General features: G+C 71.9%; 19 protein-coding genes and 1 pseudogene. 8 read left to right on the top strand and 12 right to left on the bottom strand.

Going from position 1 to position 22,887, the window contains the following annotated elements; genetic code table 11:
• Positions 1–3 precede the first annotated feature (3 nt).
• The 5 genes from Nocox_RS05065 to Nocox_RS05045 form a co-directional block, all read right to left on the bottom strand.
• A complete protein-coding gene (locus tag Nocox_RS05065) occupies positions 4–1,038 on the bottom strand; it encodes a polysaccharide deacetylase family protein (protein ID WP_026214423.1) in 1,035 nt (344 codons plus the stop codon).
• Positions 1,039–1,138: 100 nt separating this feature from the next.
• A complete protein-coding gene (locus Nocox_RS05060) occupies positions 1,139–1,543 on the bottom strand; it encodes a DUF7144 family membrane protein (RefSeq protein ID WP_020543674.1) in 405 nt (134 codons plus the stop codon).
• Between the two features lie 182 nt (positions 1,544–1,725).
• Entirely contained in the window at positions 1,726–2,940 is a 1,215-nt protein-coding gene (locus Nocox_RS05055) for an NADP-dependent isocitrate dehydrogenase (RefSeq protein ID WP_020543673.1), read from the bottom strand.
• Between the two features lie 53 nt (positions 2,941–2,993).
• The gene (locus tag Nocox_RS05050; RefSeq protein WP_157383107.1) at positions 2,994–3,299 is read right to left on the bottom strand and encodes a DUF3017 domain-containing protein; all 306 of its coding nucleotides are present in this window, start codon (positions 3,297–3,299) and stop codon (positions 2,994–2,996) included.
• Positions 3,296–4,417 (bottom strand): citrate/2-methylcitrate synthase, encoded by a 1,122-nt coding sequence (locus tag Nocox_RS05045; protein WP_020543671.1) that lies wholly within the window; start codon positions 4,415–4,417, stop codon positions 3,296–3,298. Before Nocox_RS05045 ends, Nocox_RS05050 begins: the two co-directional genes overlap by 4 nt.
• A 181-nt stretch (positions 4,418–4,598) precedes the next feature.
• Between Nocox_RS05045 and Nocox_RS05040 the strand changes: the two genes are divergently transcribed.
• Together Nocox_RS05040 and Nocox_RS05035 are read left to right on the top strand one after the other, a co-directional pair.
• Complete coding sequence (locus Nocox_RS05040; protein WP_020543670.1) at positions 4,599–5,249, top strand: FHA domain-containing protein; 651 nt, start codon at positions 4,599–4,601, stop codon at positions 5,247–5,249.
• Between the two features lie 59 nt (positions 5,250–5,308).
• The gene (locus tag Nocox_RS05035; protein ID WP_020543669.1) at positions 5,309–5,449 is read left to right on the top strand and encodes a hypothetical protein; all 141 of its coding nucleotides are present in this window, start codon (positions 5,309–5,311) and stop codon (positions 5,447–5,449) included.
• A 17-nt stretch (positions 5,450–5,466) separates the two neighbouring features.
• Here Nocox_RS05035 and Nocox_RS05030 read toward each other — a convergent pair whose 3' ends face one another.
• Positions 5,467–7,002 (bottom strand): glycoside hydrolase family 10-like protein, encoded by a 1,536-nt coding sequence (locus Nocox_RS05030; protein ID WP_051112578.1) that lies wholly within the window; start codon positions 7,000–7,002, stop codon positions 5,467–5,469.
• A gap of 87 nt (positions 7,003–7,089) precedes the next feature.
• On the opposite strand from Nocox_RS05030, the gene Nocox_RS05025 reads away from it, so the two are divergent.
• Positions 7,090–8,574, top strand: a complete 1,485-nt coding sequence (locus tag Nocox_RS05025; RefSeq protein WP_020543667.1) for a glycoside hydrolase family 3 protein — start codon at positions 7,090–7,092, stop codon at positions 8,572–8,574.
• Positions 8,571–9,434 (top strand): MurR/RpiR family transcriptional regulator, encoded by an 864-nt coding sequence (locus Nocox_RS05020; RefSeq protein ID WP_020543666.1) that lies wholly within the window; start codon positions 8,571–8,573, stop codon positions 9,432–9,434. Before Nocox_RS05025 ends, Nocox_RS05020 begins: the two co-directional genes overlap by 4 nt.
• Before the next feature lie 39 nt (positions 9,435–9,473).
• On the opposite strand, the gene Nocox_RS05015 is transcribed toward Nocox_RS05020, so the two are convergent.
• Positions 9,474–10,319: a bifunctional methylenetetrahydrofolate dehydrogenase/methenyltetrahydrofolate cyclohydrolase gene (locus tag Nocox_RS05015; protein ID WP_026214421.1), complete on the bottom strand. Its 846-nt coding sequence runs from the start codon at positions 10,317–10,319 to the stop codon at positions 9,474–9,476.
• Between the two features lie 289 nt (positions 10,320–10,608).
• Here Nocox_RS05015 and Nocox_RS05010 point away from each other — a divergent pair, with 289 nt between their 5' ends.
• Positions 10,609–14,877: a glycoside hydrolase family 38 N-terminal domain-containing protein gene (locus Nocox_RS05010; RefSeq protein ID WP_020543664.1), complete on the top strand. Its 4,269-nt coding sequence runs from the start codon at positions 10,609–10,611 to the stop codon at positions 14,875–14,877.
• A complete protein-coding gene (locus Nocox_RS05005) occupies positions 14,874–15,725 on the top strand; it encodes a DUF7158 domain-containing protein (RefSeq protein WP_020543663.1) in 852 nt (283 codons plus the stop codon). Before Nocox_RS05010 ends, Nocox_RS05005 begins: the two co-directional genes overlap by 4 nt.
• Positions 15,726–15,758: 33 nt before the next feature.
• On the opposite strand, the pseudogene Nocox_RS05000 reads toward Nocox_RS05005, so the two are convergent.
• Positions 15,759–16,954 (bottom strand): annotated as a pseudogene (locus Nocox_RS05000) (RNA-guided endonuclease InsQ/TnpB family protein); the annotation flags it as partial.
• A 149-nt stretch (positions 16,955–17,103) separates the two neighbouring features.
• Here Nocox_RS05000 and Nocox_RS04995 point away from each other — a divergent pair.
• The gene (locus Nocox_RS04995; RefSeq protein ID WP_020542174.1) at positions 17,104–18,048 is read left to right on the top strand and encodes an ROK family protein; all 945 of its coding nucleotides are present in this window, start codon (positions 17,104–17,106) and stop codon (positions 18,046–18,048) included.
• 94 nt (positions 18,049–18,142) lie between these two features.
• On the opposite strand, the gene Nocox_RS04990 is transcribed toward Nocox_RS04995, so the two are convergent.
• From Nocox_RS04990 to purN, 3 genes are all read right to left on the bottom strand, one after another.
• Positions 18,143–18,319: a hypothetical protein gene (locus tag Nocox_RS04990; protein ID WP_020542175.1), complete on the bottom strand. Its 177-nt coding sequence runs from the start codon at positions 18,317–18,319 to the stop codon at positions 18,143–18,145.
• Between the two features lie 132 nt (positions 18,320–18,451).
• On the bottom strand, positions 18,452–19,990 hold the full coding sequence (gene purH / locus Nocox_RS04985; RefSeq protein ID WP_020542176.1) for a bifunctional phosphoribosylaminoimidazolecarboxamide formyltransferase/IMP cyclohydrolase: 1,539 nt from the start codon (positions 19,988–19,990) through the stop codon (positions 18,452–18,454).
• The gene (purN, locus tag Nocox_RS04980; protein ID WP_051112510.1) at positions 19,987–20,616 is read right to left on the bottom strand and encodes a phosphoribosylglycinamide formyltransferase; all 630 of its coding nucleotides are present in this window, start codon (positions 20,614–20,616) and stop codon (positions 19,987–19,989) included. Before purN ends, purH begins: the two co-directional genes overlap by 4 nt.
• A 74-nt stretch (positions 20,617–20,690) precedes the next feature.
• Between purN and Nocox_RS04975 the strand changes: the two genes are divergently transcribed.
• A complete protein-coding gene (locus Nocox_RS04975; protein WP_157382936.1) occupies positions 20,691–21,110 on the top strand; it encodes a hypothetical protein in 420 nt (139 codons plus the stop codon).
• Between the two features lie 18 nt (positions 21,111–21,128).
• On the opposite strand, the gene Nocox_RS04970 is transcribed toward Nocox_RS04975, so the two are convergent.
• A complete protein-coding gene (locus Nocox_RS04970) occupies positions 21,129–22,766 on the bottom strand; it encodes a cell division protein PerM (RefSeq protein WP_020542179.1) in 1,638 nt (545 codons plus the stop codon).
• Positions 22,767–22,887 lie beyond the last annotated feature (121 nt).

Raw genomic sequence — 22,887 nt, 5'->3', positions numbered from 1 at the left:
GCGTCAGTAGGGCAGCGCCCACGTGGTGAACGTCTTGCGCAGGTACGGGTTCTTGAACTTCGGGTACGCGACCGTCCGCGGATCGCCGTCCGAGACGTAACGCATGTCCGGGTTCTTGTTGAGCCAGTCCAGCCACGCCTCCGAGCAGAACTGGGAGCAGTCGCCCTTCTTCTCCATGACCTTGATCCGCGGGATGCCGCCCGGGTCGAACGCCTTGCTGAACGGCGCCGGCGCGGGCGTGTAGCCGGCCAGGAACGCGCCGTCGTGGTGGTAGCCCTGGCCGCGCAGCGCCCAGTTCTTGTTCTTCGGCTGGTTGCCGTACGGCAGCGCGATCGTGGTGGGCTTGACGGCCGACAGCGACGTGATCTGCCTGCCGATCGTGCCGATCTGCTCCTCGACCTCCTTCTGCGAGCGGCCGCGCAGGTTGAGGTGGTCGCGGGTGTGGTTGCCGATGTCGAAGCCGTTGTCCTTGAGCCACTGCAGCGTCTGCGCCTGCTCCTCGCGCACGGTCTTGCCGAACATGTCGCGGGTGACGTACATGGTGGCGACCGGGCGGAAGCCCGGGTGCTTGGCCGCCACCTCCTTGAGGATCGCGACGGCGGTGTCCTTCTGGGGGACGCCCACCTCGTTGAGCGTGAGCTGCGAGGGCGAGGAGTCGTCGAAGGTCAGCACCACCGGGTGCTTGCCGGCCGGGATGTCGATCTTGCCGGCCGCCATCTCGGCGGCCGTGATGGGCACGTAGTTCTCCTTGACCAGCCGTTCCAGGTCCCTGCGGAACTGCGCGGGCGAGCGGTCGTCGGTCGTGGCCGGTTTCTCCACGATGCGGTGGAACATCAGCACCGGGATCTGGCCCAGCTCGTTGGCCTTGACGGCGGCGGCGCGCTTGACCTTGGCAGCCAGCTCCGCCTTGGCCTTGGCCGCGGCGTCGGCCTTGCCGTCCGCCATCTTGACGGTGTCGGCGGGCTGCGAGTCGCACCCCGTCGTCAGGATCGTCGCGGCGGCAAGCACCCCCAATGCCCCCAGAAAACGCAGTCGCATTCGAACCCCCCGAGACGCGCACGACTGTTACGAGAGGGCTCTTACCCAGCTGATCAACTGTGCCACGCCGGGCGACCGTCAAGACCTGGGCAAGGCCGGATCAGTCCAGGCTCGCCTCCCGGCCGTGGACGATGAGGGCGTACATGACGAGTACGTCCACCGCGATGACGGCGAGCGACCACCAGGGGTTGACGGCGATCCAGGTGAGCTGCGTGAGCGCGTTGAGCATCACCAGGATGACGCCGACCACCCTGGCCCAGGTCTGCCCGGCGGTGACCGCGACGCCCGTGACGAGGACGAGCACGCCGAGGACCACGTGCACCCAGCCCCACGTGGTGACGTCGAAGACCAGCAGCCGGGCGGGCGTGGCCACGTAGACCCGGCTGGCGATGACGGCCGCGAAGCCGGTGATGATGTTGAACAGCCCGGCGAGGATCATCAGCATGCCGCCGAACCAGATCCAGCCGACCCAGCCGGTGACGTGGCGCGCGTGGTGACAGGTCATCGAGGACCCCTTCCTGACGCAGTGCCCTTCCCGTGCTGGGGTGCCCCTCCCGAACGGACATAAAGCGATTTACAGGCACATATAGGGATAAGAGGGAAAGGTTTTGCGGAGGACGCGGAACGGCCTCCGCCCGGCGGGCACGCCGCGGGGTGGAGGCCGTTCCGTCTCGGGGTGGCGGGCGCTCAGCCCATCTTCTTCTTGAGGTTCTCGTCCAGCGCGCCCAGGAAGTCCTGGGTGGTCAGCCACGCGGCGTCGCCGCCGATCAGGAGCGCCAGGTCCTTGGTCATCTGGCCGCCCTCGACGGTCTCGACGCAGACCTGCTCCAGCGTGTTCGCGAACTCGGTGACGGCGGGGGTGTTGTCCAGCTTGCCGCGGTGGGCCAGGCCGCGCGTCCACGCGAAGATCGAGGCGATCGGGTTGGTGGAGGTCGGCTTGCCCTGCTGGTGCTGGCGGTAGTGGCGGGTCACCGTGCCGTGCGCGGCCTCGGCCTCGACCGTGCGGCCGTCGGGGGTCATCAGCACCGAGGTCATCAGGCCGAGCGAGCCGAAGCCCTGCGCGACCGTGTCGGACTGCACGTCGCCGTCGTAGTTCTTGGCCGCCCAGACGTAGCCGCCCTCCCACTTGAGCGCCGCGGCGACCATGTCGTCGATGAGGCGGTGCTCGTAGGTCAGGCCGGCCTTCTCGAACTCGGCCTTGAACTCGGTCTCGTAGACCTCGGCGAAGATGTCCTTGAAGCGGCCGTCGTACGCCTTGAGGATCGTGTTCTTCGTCGACAGGTAGACCGGGTAGTTGCGGTTGAGGCCGTAACGCATGGAGGCGCGGGCGAAGTCGCGGATCGACTCGTCCAGGTTGTACATCGCCATCGCCACGCCGGCGCCGGGGAAGTCGTAGACGTCGAGCTCGATCGGCTCGGAGCCGTCCTTCGGCGTGTACGTCAGCGTCAGCGTGCCCTCGCCCGGGATCTTCAGGTCCGTCGCGCGGTACTGGTCGCCGAAGGCGTGACGGCCGACCACGATCGGCTTGGTCCAGCCCGGCACCAGTCGCGGCACGTTCGACATGATGATCGGCTCGCGGAAGATGACGCCGCCGAGGATGTTGCGGATGGTCCCGTTGGGGGACTTCCACATCTTCTTGAGACCGAACTCCTCGACCCGCGCCTCGTCCGGGGTGATGGTGGCGCACTTCACGCCGACGCCGTACTTCTTGATGGCGTTGGCGGCGTCGATGGTGACCTGGTCGTCCGTCGCGTCGCGGTGCTCGATGCCGAGGTCGTAGTACTTCAGGTCGACGTCGAGGTAGGGAAGGATCAGCTGGTCCTTGATGAACTGCCAGATGATCCGGGTCATCTCGTCGCCGTCAAGCTCGACGACCGGACCCTCCACCTTGATCTTGGGCATGCGAATGGTTCCCCTTCGATGAATTGATGCGTTGAGGCTATCGGACGGCCAGGTCATCGGGCGAAAAGGGACAGGATCATCGCCTTCAGCTGGTCGTCGTCCAGCAACAACGAGGTCAGCACCAGCACGAAGCCGAAGACGGCCAGCGTGGTGACGTCGGTGCTCCTGCTCCTGATCGCGAGCTGGCCGGCGTAGCCGGCGAACCGCAGCGCGGCGGCGACCATGATGACGGCCCCGAGCGCGAACCCGCCCCAGCGCGGGTCCACGAGGAAGGCCACGGACACCCCGACGGCCGCACCCGCCAGAATCAGCGGGTACGGCCCCCAGCTCTCACGTTCGGTACTTCTGTCGGCGCTCAACGCTCGTCTATCGGCTTCCACTTCTGGTCGGTCTCACCGATGTACTCGCTGTCAGGGCGGATGAGGCGGTTGTCGGCGTGCTGCTCGATGACGTGTGCCGTCCAGCCCGACATGCGGCTGATCGAGAAGACCGGGGTGAACAGGTCGGTCGGGATGCCGAGGTAGTGGTAGACCGAGGCGGCGTAGAAGTCGACGTTCGGGTAGAGGCCCTTGGCCTCGAAGACGACTTCCTCCATCTCCTTCGACATCCGGTAGTACGTGTCGTCGCCGGCGGCCTCGGCCAGCTCGGCGGACATCCTGCGCAGGTGCGTGGCGCGCGGGTCCTCGGTCTTGTAGACGCGGTGCCCGAAGCCCATGATCTTCTCGCCGCCGGCCAGCTTGTCGCGCACGGCCCGCGCCACGCCGTCGGCGGGGATCGACTCCAGCGTCTTCATGACCTGCTCGTTCGCGCCTCCGTGCAGCGGGCCCTTGAGGGTGCCGATGGCGGCGACGATGGCGGAGTGCATGTCCGAGAGCGTCGCGGCGCACACCCGGGCGGCGAACGTGGAGGCGTTCATGGTGTGGTCGGCGTGCAGCACCAGGCACTCGTCGAAGATCTCGACCGCGCGCGGCTCGGGCCTGCGGCCGGTGACCTGGAGCAGGAAGTTGGCCGCGATGCTCAGCTCGGGGTCGGCGTCGGGGACGCTGCCCCCGGTGCGGGCGGCGTGGTAGCGCGCGACGAGCACGGGCTGCTGGGCGGTCAGGCGGGCGGCCTTGCGCAGGTTGGCCTCGGGCGCGATCGAGTCCTTGTCCGGGTCGTCGGCGGCCGCCAGCGACACCAGCGAGCGCAGCGCCTCCATGGGCTTCTGCTTCCCGGCGATCTCCGCGATGTTGGCCGCGGCCAGCGGGCCCGGCTCGCGGCCCGCCGCCAGGGCCTCGCCGTAGCCGGCGAGCTCGGCGCGATCGGGCAGCCTGCCGCGCTGGAGCAGGTGCGCGACCTCCTCGAACGTGGCGCGGCCGGCCAGATCGTGGATGTCGTATCCGCGATAGAAGAGGCGACCGGCCTTTCCGTCAATGTCGCTCAGCGCTGTGGACGCGGCTACGACATCGGCGAGACCTTTCGTGGGCTTGTCCGCCATGAGTGCTTCCTCCGCTTATCTTCCTCCGAAGTCTACCTGTGAGCAGGTAAAACCGGCCGCGAAGGTCAAGACCAATTTCGCGTACGATTCTCCTTTCGGCAAAGGCGATTCCCCATCCCCTCGTTTGGGTAAGCCGGAGCTGTAGTAATAGTTACGGCGGGCTACCTGGGGAGGAACTGCCGTGGAGGGGCCGTTCATACGCATCGAGGACACCGGTGAGGTGATCCCGTTGCGCCCCGAGATCACGACGGTCGGAAGAGGGCGGGGTGTCGACATCCGGCTCACCGATCCCAGCGTGTCTCGACTCCATGCCGAGTTCGTCAGACGAGGACCCTACCTGTACGTGGTCGACCTGGGCTTGTCCAGGAACGGCACGCGGGTGAACGGCAGGCCGATCGCCCGGAGGGTCCTTGACGACGGCGACGTCGTCTCGTTCGGCGCGGCGCGGGGTCGCATCGGTGGAGTCCCCCGTGAGGACTTCACCCCCGAGGTCGAGCTGCGCAGGGCCGCGGCGCCCGAGCTGACCAGGCGGGAGGTCGACGTGCTGACCTCGCTCTGCCGGCCGGCGCTGTCGGACGAGGCGTTCGTCGCTCCCGCGACCGCGCGCGAGATCGCCGACGACCTGGTCGTGACGGAGGCCGCGGTGAAGCAGCATCTGCTGCGGCTCTACCAGAAGTTCAGGATCCCGGAGGGCACCAACCGGCGCACCCGCCTCGCCAACGAGGTCGTCGCGCTCGGGCTGGTGCGCCCGACCCCTGTGGTTCCCCCGCAGCGGTCGTCGGGAGCCCCCGCAGAGCAGCAGCCGTCCCCGGCGGGGCGCAGGGCTTCGTAGGCGGGTTCATCGCGACCGGGGCCACGGCGAGGGGTTCCGGCAGCGTTCGGAGCCACGGCGTGGCCGGCGCGGCGACGTGGGCCGAGCGGCGGCGGGCGCCGCGCACCGGATCCTCACGGGATCCGGTGCCGCCGCCCGCCGGGCTCGTCGCCGGTCAGGAGACGGCCGGCGACGCGCGCGGGCGCAGCACGCCCGCGTAGCGCGTGGCCGGCCCGGCTCAGAGGGTCATGAAACCGTTGCTGGGCTTGCTGGTCCGGTTGGCCCGGTCCACCGCCACGGCGTAGTAGTGGTCGCCGCGCTTGCCCTCGGGGTCGGTCCACCGGATCTGCCGGTCACCGGGCACGACCGCGACCAGGTTGCGGGCGTCGGCGAAGGCGTCGGCGCCGGCGTGCCCGTCGAAGCGGAAGATGGCGAACAGGAACGGCTCGTCCTTGTCCGTGGCCACGGCCCGCACCTCGACGCCGCCGGAGCGGCGCAGCGCGTACGCGAGCACCGGGCGGCGCGGCGGCTCGCCGTCCGCCAGCCTGGGCAGCACGGGCGCGAGCGCGGGCCGCTGGTAGTGGTCCTTGACCGCGGTCGAGATCGAGCCGATCCTGTCGACCTTGACGTCGTTGGCGTTGTACCAGATGTCGCCGCTGATCTCCGGGTGCTCACGGTTGAGCGTGAGGTGCCTGGACAGCTCGCCCGGCACCTGCCACTCGGGGGCCTGCGCGGGGTCGCCCGCCTTGTACGCGGCCTGCCCGATCCACAGCAGCGTGCGGGTGCCGCTCGCCACGTCCGACCACCACGGGACGAGCTTGGAGTAGTCGGCCGGCGGCTGGCCGATGTACCAGTAGAGCTGCGGGGCGATGTAGTCCAGCCAGCCCTTCTTGACCCAGCCGCGGGTGTCGGCGTGCAGGTTGTCGTAGGACTGCCCGCCGTTGGTCTCGGAGCCCAGCGGGTCGGTGCCCTTGTTGCGCCAGATGCCCGACGGGCTGATGCCCCAGGCGATCTGCGGCTTGGCCTCGAGGACGCGCTGCTGCATCTCCTGGACCATGAGGTCGACGTTGTTGCGCCGCCAGGCGGCGAGGTCGGGGAAGCCGGCGCCGTACTGGGCGAAGGCGGCGCTGTCGTCGAAGGCCGTGGTGTTGGTCGGGTAGAAGTAGTCGTCGAAGTGCAGGCCGTCGATGTCGTAGCGGGTGACCGCGTCCATCATGGCGTCCTGGCAGAACTTCCTGACCTCCGGCATGCCGGGGTTGTAGTAGAGCTTGCCGCCGAACGGCACGATCCAGTCGGGGTGCTTGCGCCCGGGGTGGTCGGGGTGCAGCTTGGCCGGGTCGGCCTGCATCGACACCCGGTAGGGGTTGAACCACGCGTGGAAGGCCAGCCCGCGCTTGTGCGTCTCCTCGACGGCGAAGCCCAGGGGGTCGTAGCCGGGGTCCTCGCCCTGGGTGCCGGTCAGGTACTGCGACCACGGCTCGAACGGCGACGGCCAGAAGGCGTCGGCCGTCGGCCGGATCTGCACGAACACCGAGTTGAGCCCGCGCTGCACGGCGAGGTCCAGCCAGGCGAGGTATTCGGCCTTCTGCTGGTCGGCGGTGAGCCCCTGCTTGGACGGCCAGTTGATGTTGACGACGGACGCGATCCACATGCCGCGCATCTGGTGCAGCGGGGGCACGTACGCGGCGTCGGTCTCGGCGAAAGCGGGCAGCGGCACCGCCGTGGCGGCGGCCGCGAGGGCGAGACCCTTCAGGAGAGTCCTTCTGCTCGGCATGGGGGGTGGCCTCTCGGAAGTGGTTGTATCGAAGGCGACGATGACAGAAAATTACCTTCAGATCAACAACGGTGAAGGAAAATGCCGATGAGCCGTGACCTGTACAGACTGGCGCTTGCGGTGCTGCACCCGGGGTTCGAGGGAACCTCCGCCCCCGACTGGCTGCGCCGCGCGCTGGGCGAGGGTCTCGGCGGCGTCGTGCTGTTCGCGCGCAACGCCATCGGAGCGCCGCTCGTCAAGGAGCTGCGCGCCGAGAACCCCGGCGTCGTCGTCGCCGTCGACGAGGAGGGAGGCACCGTCACCCGGCTCGAAGTGGGCGCCGGCAGCTCCTTCCCCGGCAACAGGGCACTCGGCGTGGTGGACGACCCCGGGCTCACCGAGCGGGTGGGCCGGCAGATCGGCCGCATGCTCGCGGAGCTGGACATCACCCTCGACTACGCGCCTTCCGCCGACGTCAACGCCAACCCCGCCAACCCGGTCATCGGGGTCCGCTCGTTCGGTCCCGATCCCGACCTGGTGGCCCGGCACACGGCGGCGTTCGTCCGGGGGGTGCAGGGGGCGGGCGTGGCCGCCTGCGCCAAGCACTTCCCCGGCCACGGCGACACCGTCACCGACTCCCACCTGGCGCTGCCCACCGTGCACGCCTCCCGCGAGGAGCTGATCGCCCGCGACCTGCCGCCGTTCCGTGCCGCGATCGAGGCCGGGGTGCGGGCCGTCATGACCGGTCACCTGCTGGTGCCCGCACTCGACGCCGCCGCGCCGGCGACGCTCAGCCGTGCCGCGCTGACCGAGCTCCTGAGGGGCGAGCTCGGCTTCGACGGCATGGTCGTCACCGACGCCATCGAGATGCGGGCGGTGGCCGCGCTGGCCTCCCCCGGCGAGATCGCGGTGCGCGCCCTGAACGCCGGGGCCGACGCCATCTGCATCGGGGTCGTCGGCGAGGACGGCCTGCGCGAGATCCGCGACGCCGTCGTGGCCGCCGTACGGGACGGCGTGCTGCCCGAGGAGCGCCTGGCCGAGGCCGCCGGGCGGGTACGGGCGCTGTCCGACTGGTACGCCGCCCGTCCCGCCGACCGCGAGGCCGCCCGCGCCGACGTCGATCCCGGCGTCGGCCTCGCCGCCGCCCGCGCGGCGCTCACCGTGACCGGGACCGCCCGGCTCGACCGGGCGCCGCTGGTCGTCGAGGTCAACACCCGGCTCAGCCAGGCCGTGGACCCCGACACGCCGACCGGCATCACCGCCGCCCTGTCCGAACTGCTGCCCGGCACGGCGATGATCCGCCTGGAACGCGACGCCCCCCTGCCCGACCTCGGCGGCCCGGCACCGGGCGGCGGAGGGGCCGGTGCCGGCGGTCCTGCGCCGGGCGGTGGGCGGCCGGTGGTGCTGGTGGTGCATGATGCCGCGCGGCACGCGTGGGTGCGGGACGTCGTGGCCGAGGCGGTCGCGGCCCGTCCGGACGCGATCGTCGTCGACACGGGCGTCCCCGGCCCGCCCGCCGGCGCGGCGCACGTCGCCACGCACGGCATCTCCCGCGTCTCCGCGCAGGCCGCCGCCGAACGGCTGGCCAGATGAGCGCCGTCGAGCCGGCCAGCCCCGTCGCCGCCGTACGGGCCGTGCTGCCCTCGCTCACCCCGGCGGCCCAGGCCATCGCCCGCATCATCCTCGACGACCCCGCGCTGGTCGTACGGAGCACGATCACCGAGTTCAGCGCGGTGTCCGGCACCAGCGAGGCCACGATCGTACGGACCGCACGGGCCCTCGGCTTCACCGGGTACTCGCAGATGCGCTTCGCCCTCGCCGCCGCCGTCGCCAAGGAGCCGGAACGGCTGGTCCCCGGCGACCTCGGCCCGGACGACCCGCTGACCGACGTGATCGCCAAGGTCGCGCGGGCCGAGTCGGACGCGCTCGCCGACACCGCCGCCCAGCTCGACCCGGACCAGCTCGGCGAGGTGGTCGCGGCCATCGCCGTCGCCCGGCGGGTGGACGTGTACGGCGTGGCCGCCTCGGGCCTGGTCGCCGCCGACATGTCGCAGAAGCTGCTGCGGATCGGGCTGTCCAGCCACCCCTTCAGCGACGCCCACCTGGCCCTGACCAGCGCCGCCCTGCTGAAGGCCGGGGACGTGGTGGTCGCGATCAGTTGCAGCGGCGAGACGCCCGACGTGCTGGTGCCCGCCCGCACCGCGGCCGAGGCGGGGGCGGCGCTCGTCGCGATCACCAACAACCCGCGTTCGTCGCTCGCCGAGCTGGCCGACCACACGCTGGTGTCGGCGGGGCGCGAGACGGCCTTCCGCCCGGGGGCGCTGGCCAGCCGGATCAGCCAGTTGCTGATCGTGGACTGCATCTTCGTGGGGCTGGCGCAGCGCACGTACGACCGGGCCGACGCCGCCATCCGCGCCACCCGCGAGGCCACCGACCGCTACCGGGCCCGGTGAGGGGCGGCCGACGCAGGGGGTGACGGCGCCGCGCGGGGGTCAGAGACGCTCGGCGGCCTCCACGACGTTGGACAGCAGCAGCGCCCGGGTCATCGGCCCGACGCCGCCCGGGTTGGGCGTGAGGAAGCCCGCGACCTCCTCGACCTCGGGCGACACGTCCCCGGCGATCTTGCCCTCGACGCGGGAGACGCCGACGTCGAGCACGGCCGCGCCCGGCTTGACCATGTCGGCACTGATCAGCTCGGGCACCCCGGCCGCGGCCACGATGATGTCGGCCCTGCGGGTGTGCGCGGCGAGGTCCTGGGTGCCGGTGTGGCAGAGGGTGACGGTGGCGTTCTCGCTGCGGCGGGTCAGCAGGAGGCCGAGGGAGCGGCCCACGGTGATGCCGCGGCCGACGACGGCGACCTCGGCGCCCTTGATCGGCACGCCGTACTCCTGCAGGAGCAGCACGATGCCGTGCGGGGTGCACGGGAGCGGGGCCTCGACCATGTGGACGAGGCGGCCGAGGTTGACCGGGTGGAGGCCGTCGGCGTCCTTGGCCGGGTCCATCCGCTCCAGCAGGGCCATGGTGTCGAGGTGCTTCGGCAGAGGGAGCTGGACGATGTAGCCGGTGCACTCGGGGGAGGCGTTGAGCTCGTCGATGGCCGCCTCGACCTCGGCCTGGGTGGCGGTGGCCGGCAGGTCGACGCGGATGGAGGCGATGCCGACCTCGGCGCAGTCGCGGTGCTTGCCCGCCACGTAGATCTGGCTGCCGGGGTCGTCGCCGACGAGGATGGTGCCGAGGCCCGGCGTGATGCCGCGCTCCCTGAGCGCGGCCACCCGGGTCGTGAGGTCTGCCTTGATCTTGGCGGCCGTGGCCTTGCCGTCGAGTTTCACTGCGCTCATGCCGCAATCCTTCCATGCCGGGCCCCGCCTGCCGCACACCCGCTCCCCTTCACGGGAGGGGCCGGACGTCCGCGCCCTATCGCGGGCGCGCGTCCGGGCGTTCGCGCTCGCCGTGCTCCGACGTTGTCCACAAGGTGCAGGCAGGCTGGTCGCGTTGTCCACAGGCCACGGATGACATCGTTGTCATGGCCATCGGGAGGGCCTAGTGTTACGGGCGCCGGAACGCTCTCGCACCTTCCACCCGTCCGCCTTCCACTCGGAGGTCCACGCTCCACCCCGGAGGTCCCCCTTGCCTTCCCGCCGTCTGCTCTCCGCCGAGCCGACCGACCTGTTCGTCGGCACCGAGGCCGCCCCGCACCAGGTCCTGCGTCTCACGCTCGCCTCCCGCGCCGACCGCGAGGCCGTCCTGGAGCTGCGCGGCGACGGCGTACGGCTGGCGGGCGGGGCGGTCACCGTCCCCGCCGACGCGGCCGGCGTCCTGGAGGTGCCGCTGGAGGTCGCCGTCCCGCCCGGCACGGCGGTGCCGTGCGTGCTGACCCTCGGCCGCGCGAAGTCCGGCGCGAAGTCCGGCGCGAAGTCCGGCACTGAGTCCGGCACTGAGTCCGGCGCTGAGTCCCTGGAGGTCACGGTCACGGCCGAGGAGCCCGGCTGGACCGTGCACCTGATCTCCCACTTCCACTACGACCCCGTGTGGTGGAACACCCAGGCCGCCTACACGAGCCCGTGGGAGCTGCTCTCCGCCGACGCCACCACCAGGCCGCTGTGGGAGCGCAACGCGTTCGCGCTGGTCGAGGCGCACATCGAGCTGGCGCTGCGCGACCCCGACTACCGTTTCGTGCTGGCCGAGGTCGACTATCTCAAGCCGTTCCTCGACACCCACCCCGAGCGCCGCGCCGACCTGCGCGCCCTCATGGCCGAGGGCCGGGCCGAGCTGGTGGGCGGCACCTACAACGAGCCCAACACCAACCTCACCGGCGCCGAGACCACGATCCGCAACCTCGTCCACGGCATCGGCTACCAGCGCGACATCCTCGGCGGGGACCCGCGCACCGCCTGGCAGCTCGACGTGTTCGGGCACGATCCGCAGTTCCCCGGCTATCTCGCGGCGGCGGGGCTCACCGGCAGCGCGTGGGCGCGCGGCCCGTTCCACCAGTGGGGCCCGATCAGCAAGAACTTCCATGAGGCCAAGAACGACGCGGCCCTCATGCAGTTCCCGAGCGAGTTCGAGTGGATCTCGCCGTCGGGGCGGGGCGTGCTCACCCACTACATGCCCGCCCACTACTCCGCGGGCTGGTGGATGGACTCCGCGCCCACCCTGGAGGACGCCTGCCAGGCGGTCCACGACCTCTACCGTTCGCTCAAGCCGGTGGCCGCGACCAGGCACGTCCTGCTGCCGGTCGGCACCGACTACACCCCGCCCAACAAGTGGATCACCGACATCCACCGCGCCTGGGCGGCCCGCTACGTGTGGCCCCGGTTCGTCTGCGCGACGCCGCGCGACTTCCTGGACGCCGTACGCGCCGAGCTGCCGCGCTTCAGCCCTCAGACCCGCGACATGAACCCGGTCTACACCGGCAAGGACGTCTCCTACATCGACACCAAGCAGGCCCAGCGCGCCGCCGAGGTGGCCGCGCTCGACGCCGAGCGGCTGTCGGCGTTCGCGGCGGCGCTCGGCCTCGGCCGCTACCCGCACACGGCGCTCGACAAGGTGTGGCGGCAGCTCGCCTACGGCGCCCACCACGACGCGATCACCGGGTCCGAGTCCGACCAGGTCTACATCGACCTGCTGACGGGGTGGCGGGAGGCGTACGACCTGGCGGCGACGGCCAGGGACAACGCGCTCGACGCGCTCACCGGGCAGGTCGGGCTGGCGGAGCCGAGCGTGGTGGTGACCAACACGCTGTCGTTCGCCCGTGACGGCCTGGTCCGGGTGCCGCTGCCGCCGGGGCACACCGTGGCGGGCCCGTCGCCGGAGGATGCGGAGGTGCCGGCCGTCGCCGAGGGCGGCGTGCTGACCTTCCTCGCGCGGGACGTGCCGTCGCTGGGCTGGCGGTCGTACCGGGTGGTCGAGGGCTCGCCCGCGACCTGGCGTCCGCTCGACGGCGCCACCATCGCGAACGACCGCTGGCGGGTGAGCGCCGACCCGGCCCGGGGCGGGGCGCTGGCCTCGGTCGTCGATCTGTCCACCGGCCGCGAGTTGCTCACCGGGCTCGGCAACGAGCTGCGCCTCTACCACGAATACCCGACTCATCCCGACATGGGGGAAGGCCCTTGGCACCTCATCCCCACGGGTGCGGTCACCGGGTCCGGCGAGGCCGCGGCGCACGCCGTACACGCCGAGCGGAGCCCTCTCGGCAGCCGGCTCACCGTCACCGGCCAGGTCGGGGAGATCGCCTACGAGCAGGTCGTCACCCTGCTGAACGGCTCCGACCGGATCGACTTCACCACCCGCGTCCTCGACCACACGGGCGCCGACCGCCTGCTGCGGGTGCGTTTCCCCGCCCTCGTCGAAGGGGCGCTGCCGGTGTCCGACGTGGCGGGGGCGGTGGTGGGCCGCGGGTTCGCGCTGCCCGACGTCGACACGGCCGAGCACCCGTGGACGCTCGACAATCCTGCCAACACCTGGTTCGGGCTGTCCGCCACGGCCAAGGTCGACCTCGGCGAGGCGGGGGCGAGGGCGCTGGGCGTGGCCGAGGTCGTGGTGCCCGCCGCCGCCGACGCCCCGGAGGCGCGCGGCCTGGTGGCGGCCCTGGCGCGGGCGGGCGTGACGGCGACCACGTCCACCGCGGCAGGCACCCGCTACGGCTGGCTCGACGTCGACTCCAACCTGCCGGACGTCCGCATCGTCCTCGGCGGCCCCGACACCAACCCGGTGGCCGCCGAGCTGCTGGAGCGCGCCGACCCGGCCTTCCTCGACGCGATCAAGTCCGGCGCGCCCCGGGTCTGGGTCCCGGCCGAACGGCCGCTCGCCGAGGTCTGGCAGCCCAGCGCCGACCTGCGCGACCTGCGTGCCCTGCCCGCCCTGATCGTCGCCGGCCCGGTCGGCGACCTGGTGGCCGACCTCGCCGACGCCACGATCGAGGCCCTGTGCCCGCTGGGGGCCGAACGCCTCGACCCGCGCACCGTCGCGCTCCTCACCTACGGCCTGCCCGGCTTCGCCGTCGACCCGTCGGGAGCGCTGCACCTGTCGCTCATGCGGTCGTGCACGGGCTGGCCCTCGGGCATCTGGCTCGACCCGCCGCGCCGCACCACGCCGGACGGCTCCGGGTTCCAGCTTCAGCATTGGACGCATGAGTTCGCGTACTCGCTGGTGGCGGGCGAGGGTGACTGGCGCGCCCTGCGGCTGCCCGCGCGCGGGCAGGAGCACATCACCCCGCTGCTCCCCCGCGTCCTGGAGCCGCAGGACGGCCCCCTTCCCGCGGCACACTCCCTCCTGACGGTGACCCCGCCGCGCGACGTCCTGCTGAGCACCCTGAAGTCCACCGGCAACCCCCTCGCCCACGGCCGGCTCCCCACCTCAGCCACCGTCACCGCCTCCGGCGGGAGTGTCACCGTCCGCCTGATCGAATCCACAGGTCTCGGCACCCGGGTGAAGCTCAGCTCCCCGGTCCTCCCTCTCGACACGCTCACCCCGGCCGACCTGCTCGAACGCCCCGAAAGCCGCGAAGACGCCGGATCCCCCGTTCCCGGCCTCACCCTGACGGGCTTCGAGGTCGCCACCTACCTGGCCTCCGCTCCGCCCCCGCACCCCGAGGCGCCCGACCTCGGCGCCACGACCGAAGTCGCCCAGCCCGTCTACAGCCGCTACTGGCTGCACAACAAGGGCCCGGCGCCGCTCGGCTACCTGCCGATCGCCGTGTCCATCACGCCGGGTCTCGTCCCCGCCGCGACCGGGCCGTTCGAGGTGGAGGTGGTCCTCTCCTCCCAGCTCACCACCGACAACCATGAGGGCGTGGTGGACATCCGCGTCCCCGACGGCTGGGCCGCCACCCCGTCCCGGCGTCCCTTCCGTCTGCCTCCCGGCGGCCACGTCCGTTTCCCGGTGACCGTGACCCCGCCCACGTCACCAGTCACGGGCCTGCACTTCGTCTCCGCCCGCACCAGCGTGGGCGACCAGCTCATCGAGGACGTCACCACCGTCGCCGTCGGCGACGACCTCCCCGAACTCCCCGTTCCCGGCCCCTCGCCGTCCACGGGCGCCGCCGTCGAGGGCACCACCGCCGACGACGCCCGGCCCACCGGCCTGTCCGTCACCCCCGCCACGAACGCCCTCAGCCTGCGCCCCGGCGACCGCGCCGCCCTCACGCTCCGGCTGCACAACTCCACCGCCGGCGAGATCCGCGGCGAGGCGCAACTCGCCTCCCCCTGGGGCACCTGGTCCCTGCTCCCGGAGGTCATCCGGGGGTTCGTCGTGGGGGCGGGCGAGACGTCCGAGGTGTCGTTCCCGGTCCAGGTCCCCGGCGACGCGCCCGCCGGGCACGCCTGGGCCCTGGCCAAGGTCATGTGGTACGGCCGCTGCACGTACACCCCGGCGATCCGCCTGGAGGTGACGCGATGACCTCCCGCCCTCCTGCCACGGGGGCGGCCACCGCGCCCGGCATCGGTGAGGTGATCGGCTGGGTCGACGGTCATCCGGTCCCGCGTGAGCTCCTCGGCCGACGCATCGCCGGCCTTCGCCGCGGCCCCCTCAAGGCCGCCCTTCCCGCGCCGGGCACCGCGGAGGCCCGCCAACTGGCCAGGTGGCTGACCCAGGTCATCCTGACCGAGGTCCTGTGCGAGACCACTGCCAGGGCCGGAGGGCTGGCCCCCCTCGAAGGCCCGCCCCTCGACCGCCTGGCAGCCGTCGAACTGGGCTCGATCAACGCCGCCGCCTACAACGGCAGCCCGTGGGTGCGCGCGATGTACGAGCACGTCGGCGCGGGCGCCGAGGTCCCCTCCGCGTGGCGGACCCGGCCGGCCGGCCCGCGCAGCGGCACTCATCACGTACGTCACCGCCTGTTCCCGGACCGCATCGCGGCAGAAGGCGCCGCCGTGGACGACCTGGAGTCACTCGGCCAGGTGGACCTCGCCTCGCTGCCGGCCGCCCTCGCCGAGGCCATCACCCGCCACCCGTACGGCACTCTGGTCGGCCCGGTCCAGGACGCCTTGGGGTGGCACGTAGCCCTCGCCACACCCGCCGCGACGCCACCACCACTTCCGACACAACCACTGGATCAAGAAGAAGCCACTCGACCCATGCCCACACACGCACAGCTCCAGCGGCTGACAGGTCCGCTGCAGGCCGCCCGCCGGCGAACCTTCGCCCGGTGGCTCGACCGGATGCGCGCCGAGAAGGTCGCTCTGGTGCCCGGACTCGAACACCCTGGCGACCCTCGCCAGCCCGACAACCACCACAAGCACTGTTGACATCCTCCCCCTCGTGACGAGGGGGATTCCGACCGTCGCCGGTCGGTCTTCCTGCTTCACCGCCGGCCGCCCGCCCGGGAGGAGGACTCCCGTTGAGGTCTTACACCAGCTCCACAGGCGTTTCAGCTCTCCGCCAGCCCGGCGGCGAGCAGGTTTCTGGCCGCGTTCACGTCCCGGTCATGGACCGCGCCGCACGCACAGGCCCACGCACGGACGCTCAACGGCATCTCGTTCCGCAGGGCCCCGCAGACCGAGCACAACCTGGAGGAGGGGAACCAGCGGTCCGCCACCACCAGGGTGCGCCCGTACCAGGCAGCCTTGTACTCCAGCATGCTGCGCAGCTCCCGCCAGCCCGCATCCGAGATGGCGCGAGCCAGCCTGCGGTTCTTGACCAGGTTGCGGACACCCAGGTCTTCCACGGCGATCACTTGATTCTCGGAAATCAGCCGTGTGGTGACCTTGTGCAGGTAATCGCGCCTGCGGTCAGCGATTTGGGCATGTACCCGTGCGACCTTCAGCCGGGCCTTGGCCCGGTTGTTCGACCCCTTCTCCTTGCGGGCCAGCGCCCGCTGCGCCTTGGCCAGCCTGCGCCGCTCACGACGCTCATGACGCGGATTGACGATCTGCTCAGCGCACGACAGCGTCGCCAGCATGGTGAGGCCCGCGTCCACCCCGACGGCCTGCTCGACCGGCGCCAACGGCGCGATCTTCTCTTCCACCAGCAGGGACACGAACCACCGCCCCGCCGCGTCCCTCGACACCGTGACCGTGGACGGCTCAGCCCCCTCCGGAAGTGGACGCGACCACACGATGTCCAGCGGCGCGCCCATCTTGGCCAGGGTGAGCCGGCCGTCGCGCCAGCGGAACGCCGAGCGGGTGTACTCGGCCGACGCCCGCGACCTCTTCCTGCTCTTGAACGTCGGGTACTTGGCGCGTTTGGCGAAGAAGTTCGCGAAGCCAGCCTGCAGATGTCGCAGCGTCTGCTGCAACGGCACCGACGACACCTCGCACAAGAACGCCAGCTTCGGCGTCTTCTTCCACGCGGTCAGCGCGGCCGACGACTTGGCGTAGGAGACACCTCGGCCTTCCTGGGTGTAGGCGCGGGTCCGCTCCTCCAGGGCCTTGTTGTACACCAGGCGCACGCAACCGAACGTCCGGACAAGCTCTCCGGCCTGCTCGGGAGTCGGGTGGAAGCGGTACTTGTAGGCCCGCTTCACCAGCTGCGCCACCTTTGGATTCTCTGTACGAGATCGCTTGCGCACCGGCCGATTCCGAAAGACGGCGGTCCGCCTGACGGCGTATCGCCTGCTCCTGCCCTGCCCGGCAGGAGTCCGATTCCTTCCCCGCCTGAAGGCGGGGGTCTCCTCGGAGGTATCTGATGACCTGCGTACTCGCCATAGACATCGGAGGGACCAAGCTCGCCGCCGCGCTGGTGGACGAGGAGGGGTCCGCGTTGCGTTCCGGCACCCGGCCCACGCCGCGTACGGACGTCATGACCGCCTTGGCGGCGTTGATCGAGGAGGTGACCGGCGGCGGGCCGCCGGCGGTCGCGGTCGGGATCGGGTGCGCCGGGCCGCTGGACCTCGCCACCGGCACCGTGAGTCCGGTCAACATGCCGAGCTGGCGCGGGTTCCCCCTGCGGGACGAGGTGCGGAAGGTGACGGGCCTGCCCACGGTGCTGGCGGGCGACGCGCAGTGCTTCGCGCTCGGCGAGCACTGGCTCGGCGCGGGCCGGGGCAGCGACTCGCTGCTCGGGATCGTCGTGTCCACCGGGATCGGCGGCGGGCTGGTGATCGGCGGCGCCCCGATCCTCGGCCCCACCGGGAACGCCGGACATGTCGGGCACATGAGCATCGACCCGTACGGCGAACGCTGCACGTGCGGCGGGCGTGGCTGCGTGGAGCACTATGCCAGCGGCCCCAACCTCGTCCGCTGGGCCTTGGCCAACGGCTGGACGCCGGCGACCGACCCGGCGGAGCAGGCAGGTGCGGCAGGGCAGGCCGGTGTGGAGAAGGTGGATGCGCGGTTGCTCGCCGCGGCCGCGGTGGCCGGGGAGCCTGTGGCGGTGGCCGCGTTCGAGCGCGGGGCCCGGGCTCTGGCCGGGATGATCGCGTCCACGGCGGCGGCGGTCGAGGTCAGCACCGTGGTCGTGGGAGGAGGCGTGTCGGGCGCGGGGAAGGTGCTGTTCGAGCCGCTGGAACGGGCGCTCGACGACGTGGCGGGGCTCGCCTTCGTCCGGGCGGTGCGGGTCAGGCAGAGCACGCTCGGCGTCCGCGCCTCACTGGCCGGCGCCGCGAACCTGGCCTGGCAGACCCTCGCATGAACGACGGACGCCTACGGACGTCGCCGTCGCCGGGCCGGAGGACATCCGGCGATCGGCCTTTCGCCGGACAAGCGCAACGAGCGGAAGGCCCGGGTCAGTCGCGGTTGGCGAAGCGGGCCTCGCGGCGTTCGATGATGCGGCGGGTGAACGGCACGATCTCCACGACGCGCATGCCGAGATAGGCGCCGACGAAGGCGAACACCAGCAGGACGAAGGGGCTGGTCGCCACGCCGTTCAAGGTGACGAAGGCCTGCAGCATCGTGTCGAGCAAGGGTTACTCCGGAGACTCGATGGGTAGAGGAGCGGGTTTCAGGCTAACCCGTCATGACCGATGCTTGCCCCAGAAATTGCCAATGGGCGGCATGATCGCCTCATGCCGCCCATTGGCCCCCATCGGGGACGATCAGTGGAAGAAGTGCCGGGTGCCGGTGAAGTAGAGGGTGATGCCGGCCTTCTCCGCGGCCTCGACGACCAGGTCGTCGCGGATGGAGCCGCCGGGCTCGACGATCGCCTTCACCCCTGCCTCGGCCAGCACCTCCAGCCCGTCGGGGAACGGGAAGAAGGCGTCGGAGGCGGCCACCGAGCCGGCCGCGCGCTCGCCCGCGCGGGTGACCGCGAGGCGGCAGGAGTCGACGCGGTTGACCTGGCCCATGCCCACGCCCACCGTGGCCCCGTCGCCGGCCAGCAGGATGGCGTTGGACTTCACCGAGCGGCAGGCCCGCCAGGCGAACTCCAGGTCGGCCAGCACCTCAGGCGAGGCCGGCGCGCCGGCCTTGAGCTCCCAGCGGTCGGCCGCGTCGCCGGGGGCGTCCACCCGGTCCACGGTCTGCACGAGCAGGCCGCCGTCCACGCGGCGGAACTCCGTCGGCGCGGCGGGGCCCTCCGGGCAGGCCAGCAGGCGCAGGTTCTTCTTCTCGCGCAGCACGTCGAGGGCCTCGGCGTCGTACGCGGGCGCGATGACGACCTCGGTGAACACCTCGGCGATCTGGCGGGCCAGCTCGACGGTGACCGGCCGGTTGACCGCGATCACGCCGCCGTACGCCGACACGGGGTCGCAGGCGTGCGCCTTGCGGTGCGCCTCGGCCACGTCGGCCCCGACGGCGATGCCGCACGGGTTCTGGTGCTTGATGATGGCCACGCACGGGTCGGAGAAGTCCCAGGCGGCCCGCCAGGCGGCGTCGGAGTCGAGGTAGTTGTTGTAGGACATCTCCTTGCCGTGCAGCTGCTCGGCGTTCGCGAGGCCGCCCGTGCCGCCGGTGTAGAGCGCGGCGCTCTGGTGCGGGTTCTCGCCGTAGCGGAGGGTGGCCTTGCGCTCGTACGCGACCCCGGCGAAGACCGGGAACTCCTCCCCGCCGTACGTCTGCCCGAACCAGTTGGCCACGGCCACGTCGTAGGAGGCGGTGTGCGCGTAGGCGATGCCGGCCAGCCGCCGCCGCTCGGTCAGCGTGAAGCCGCCCTCGTCCAGCGCCTTGAACACCTCGCCGTAGTGGCCGGGGTCGACGACGACGGCGCAGGTGCTGTGGTTCTTGGCCGCGCCGCGGATCATCGCGGGCCCGCCGATGTCGATCTGCTCGACGCACTCCTCGTCGGCGGCGCCGGAGGCCACCGTCTGCTGGAACGGGTAGAGGTTGACCACGACGAGCTGGAACGGGTCGATCTCCAGCTCCTCCAGCTGGGCGACGTGGTGGGGCTTGGTCACGTCGGCCAGCAGTCCGGCGTGCACGCGCGGGTGCAGCGTCTTGACCCGCCCGTCCAGGCACTCGGGGAACCCGGTCAGCTGCTCGACCTTGGTCACCGGGATCCCGTACGAGGCGATCGCGGCGGCCGTGCCCCCGGTCGAGACGATCTCCACTCCGGCGCCGTCGAGGGCCCTGGCCAGTGCCTCGAGCCCGGACTTGTCGTAGACGGCGATCAGCGCGCGCCGGATGGCGATGCGAGTCACGTGGATTCCCCTCCTGATTGGTTACCGATGCGGACGGTGCGTCCGCTGACCGTCCAGCCCTCGCGGGCCATGCGGCCGACGATGTCGACGAGCAGGCGGCGCTCGACGGTCTTGATGCGCTCGTGCAGGACCGCCTCGTCGTCGTCCGGGAGCACGGGCACCGCCTCCTGGGCGACGATGGGGCCGGTGTCGATCCCTTCGTCGGCCAGCATGACCGTGCAGCCGGTGACCTTGACCCCGTGGGCCAGCGCGTCGCGCACGCCGTGGGCCCCGGGGAACGACGGCAGCAGTGCCGGATGCGTGTTGAGCACGGGAAAGGCCTGGAGTGTGGGCGTGCCCAGGATCTTCATGAAGCCCGCCGACACCACCAGGTCGGGCTCGTACGCGGCGATCCTGGCCGCGATGGCCGCGTCCCAGTCCGCCCGCGTCGGATGGTCGCCCAGTTTTTCGACGAAAGTCGGGACTTGCGCCCTGGTAGCTCGGGCCAGCCCTGCGATCCCCTCCCTGTCGGCACCGACCGCTACCACGCGAGCACCGTACGCCGGGTCGGCGGAAGCGTCCAGAAGGGCCTGTAGGTTGGTTCCAGAGCCGGAGACGAGGACGACGAGCCGCCCAGCCTTTGACACGCACACTCCAATGAGGAAACAGGGTGGGGCTGCCAGGGTATCTGTTCCTGGTCCGGCGACGCAGAGGAGGTCAGGTGTCGACACCGGTGCAGGCACCGGCAGGCCAGCAGCCCGCCGATTCGGCGGGACGCCGCGCGATCTGGTTGGCGATCGCGGCGCTCGCCATGACGTTCATGTTGCCGCTGGCCGGCCTGGTCATGGCGCTGTTCGCGCTCATGGCGGGGCTACGGGCGCTGCCGCTGCTCAGAGGGGCGGGCAGACCCACGGGGGCGGCCGTCGGCGGGATCACGGTGTCCTCCATCGCGCTGCTGTTGTCGGCCCTGGCCACGGGCATGCAGCTCTACCTCATGAACGAATACTCCGCCTACCAGGAGTGCATGAAGGGCGCGACCACGGTCTCGTCGCAGGGTGAGTGCTTCGCCCAGTTCAAGGAGGCGGCCCAGCGCAAGCTGCCGCCCGACGTGCTGGAGCTGCTGGGCGCCATGCAGCCCTGAGCGGGCGCGGGGCGGCGGTCAGTCGCGGTCCCAGGCGTACGGGTCCACATAGATGACGTGGCCGCCCCGGTCGTCGAACTCGTCCACGATGTCCTTGCGGGCCGGGCGGGACGGGTCGGGCGCCGGCTCCGGCGGGCGCGGCCGGGCCTGGGCCAGCGTCTCGGCCTCCGCCGTGGCGTGCTCGTCCTGCCAGTCGTCCCTGATGACCGGGATCTCCTGGGTGTCGGCCTCGGTGGCGTCCATCCAGTGGCCGGGCAGCGGGCGCGGGTCGGCCTCGGCGAGGCCGACCTTGCTGGCCGCCTTGGCGATCGCCGCCCCCGCCTTGCGCACGGGCGCGGCGGCCTTGTCCAGCGGCGTACGGGCGCGCTTGCTGAGCAGCAGCAGGTTGGTCACGCCCGCGGAGATGCCGGCGGCGACCCCGACCTCCAGCGCGACCGACAGCGCCACCTCCCAGGGCGAGGGCCCCACGGTGGCGAGCCGGCCGCCGCCGATCGGGCCGCCGGACAGCGCCGCGAGCACGCCCGCCACGACGCCCGCGGAGACGCCGGTGAGGAAGCCCCAGAGCGGCGCGGCCTCGTACGACGGCGACGGCGAGATCCGGGCCACGAACACCCCGGCCACCGCCCCCGCCGCGAACGGCAGCGCGATCACCGCCATCATCCACGCGGGCACCGGCCCGCTCTCCGGCAGCGCGCCCAGCAGCGGCAGGCTCGGCACCGTGCCGAGCTGCACCCCGGTGGGCGCGACCAGAGTGTCGGCGCCGATCGCGAACCCGGGTCCTGAGATGTACGAGGAGGCCCAGATGACCGCGTTCAGCAGGTAGAGAAGCTGGAGCAGCGCCAGCAGCACGCCGCCCACGAACCCCGGCGACAGCACGTCGGAGAGCTGCCTCACCTGGCCGAAGTTGAGCACGACGGCGACCAGCACCAGGGCCAGCCCGGCCACGAGCAGCAGCGCGGTGGCGACCGCGGTGCCGACGGTCAGCGCGCGCACCCGCTCGGGCAGCAGCCGCAGCATGACCCGCCACGGCCCGATCATCCGCGCGGTGGCCAGCGCCCCCGCGAGGAACGCCAGCACGAAGTGGCTGAGCAGCACCTCGCCGAGGAACGGCTGGGTGATCTCGTTGCTCGCCACGAGCGCGATCAGCCCGGCCAGCAGCGCGTAGGGGGCCGCGAGCGACACCCCGGCCTGCGCCACCAGCACGAGCTGCGCCCGGCGGCGGGCCCTCGCCTGCTCGCGGGGGCTGTTCTTGGGCAGCCGGGCGGGCAGGCGCAGCCGCAGGTCGGCGTCGCGGGCCATCCACCGGCCGGCGCGGTAGAGCAGCATCGCGGGCAGGAGGGTCAGGCCGAGCGGCAGCAGCCCGACCCGGCCGCCGGGGATGGCGAACCCGGCGTGGTGGGCGGCCAGCCAGAGCTGCGCCGCCGTACGGAACACGCCCGGCAGGCCGGAGCCCAGCGCGCCGCGCGGCGCGGCGATCCACCCGACCAGGGTGAGCGTGGTGAGGGCGGCCAGGCCGACCCCCAGGGTGCAGGCGGCGGCCAGCATTCCCGACACCGGCAGCGGCCTGCGGGTCTCGTCGTGGTCGCCGGAGACCCCGGGGAGCTTGCCGAGGACCGAGCGGGGGGCCGTCCGCAGCTGGTCGAGAATCGCCGTCACAGTAGGCGATTTTCTCAAGCTTTCCCAACCAAAGCTTGGTTGACGCGCCGCCGGTCGCCATTTACCTCAAAGCACCCGTGACCCGCGCCGGCGACACGGGGAAGCCAGGGCTTCGGTGTCG

The sequence above is a fragment of the Nonomuraea coxensis DSM 45129 genome, assembly GCF_019397265.1.
In the GTDB taxonomy this organism is placed as follows: domain Bacteria; phylum Actinomycetota; class Actinomycetes; order Streptosporangiales; family Streptosporangiaceae; genus Nonomuraea; species Nonomuraea coxensis.
This window is presented reverse-complemented; position numbering and strand designations above follow the sequence as displayed.

Excerpts from the sequence above, each read along its gene's own strand:
- Nocox_RS05065 (WP_026214423.1), bottom strand. The coding sequence starts at position 1,038 with ATGCGACTGCGTTTTCTGGGGGCATTGGGGGTGCTTGCCGCCGCGACG.
- Nocox_RS05060 (WP_020543674.1), bottom strand. The coding sequence starts at position 1,543 with ATGACCTGTCACCACGCGCGCCACGTCACCGGCTGGGTCGGCTGGATC.
- Nocox_RS05055 (WP_020543673.1), bottom strand. The coding sequence starts at position 2,940 with ATGCCCAAGATCAAGGTGGAGGGTCCGGTCGTCGAGCTTGACGGCGAC.
- Nocox_RS05045 (WP_020543671.1), bottom strand. The coding sequence starts at position 4,417 with ATGGCGGACAAGCCCACGAAAGGTCTCGCCGATGTCGTAGCCGCGTCC.
- Nocox_RS05030 (WP_051112578.1), bottom strand. The coding sequence starts at position 7,002 with ATGCCGAGCAGAAGGACTCTCCTGAAGGGTCTCGCCCTCGCGGCCGCC.
- Nocox_RS05025 (WP_020543667.1), top strand. The coding sequence starts at position 7,090 with ATGAGCCGTGACCTGTACAGACTGGCGCTTGCGGTGCTGCACCCGGGG.
- Nocox_RS05020 (WP_020543666.1), top strand. The coding sequence starts at position 8,571 with ATGAGCGCCGTCGAGCCGGCCAGCCCCGTCGCCGCCGTACGGGCCGTG.
- Nocox_RS05015 (WP_026214421.1), bottom strand. The coding sequence starts at position 10,319 with ATGAGCGCAGTGAAACTCGACGGCAAGGCCACGGCCGCCAAGATCAAG.
- Nocox_RS05005 (WP_020543663.1), top strand. The coding sequence starts at position 14,874 with ATGACCTCCCGCCCTCCTGCCACGGGGGCGGCCACCGCGCCCGGCATC.
- Nocox_RS04995 (WP_020542174.1), top strand. The coding sequence starts at position 17,104 with ATGACCTGCGTACTCGCCATAGACATCGGAGGGACCAAGCTCGCCGCC.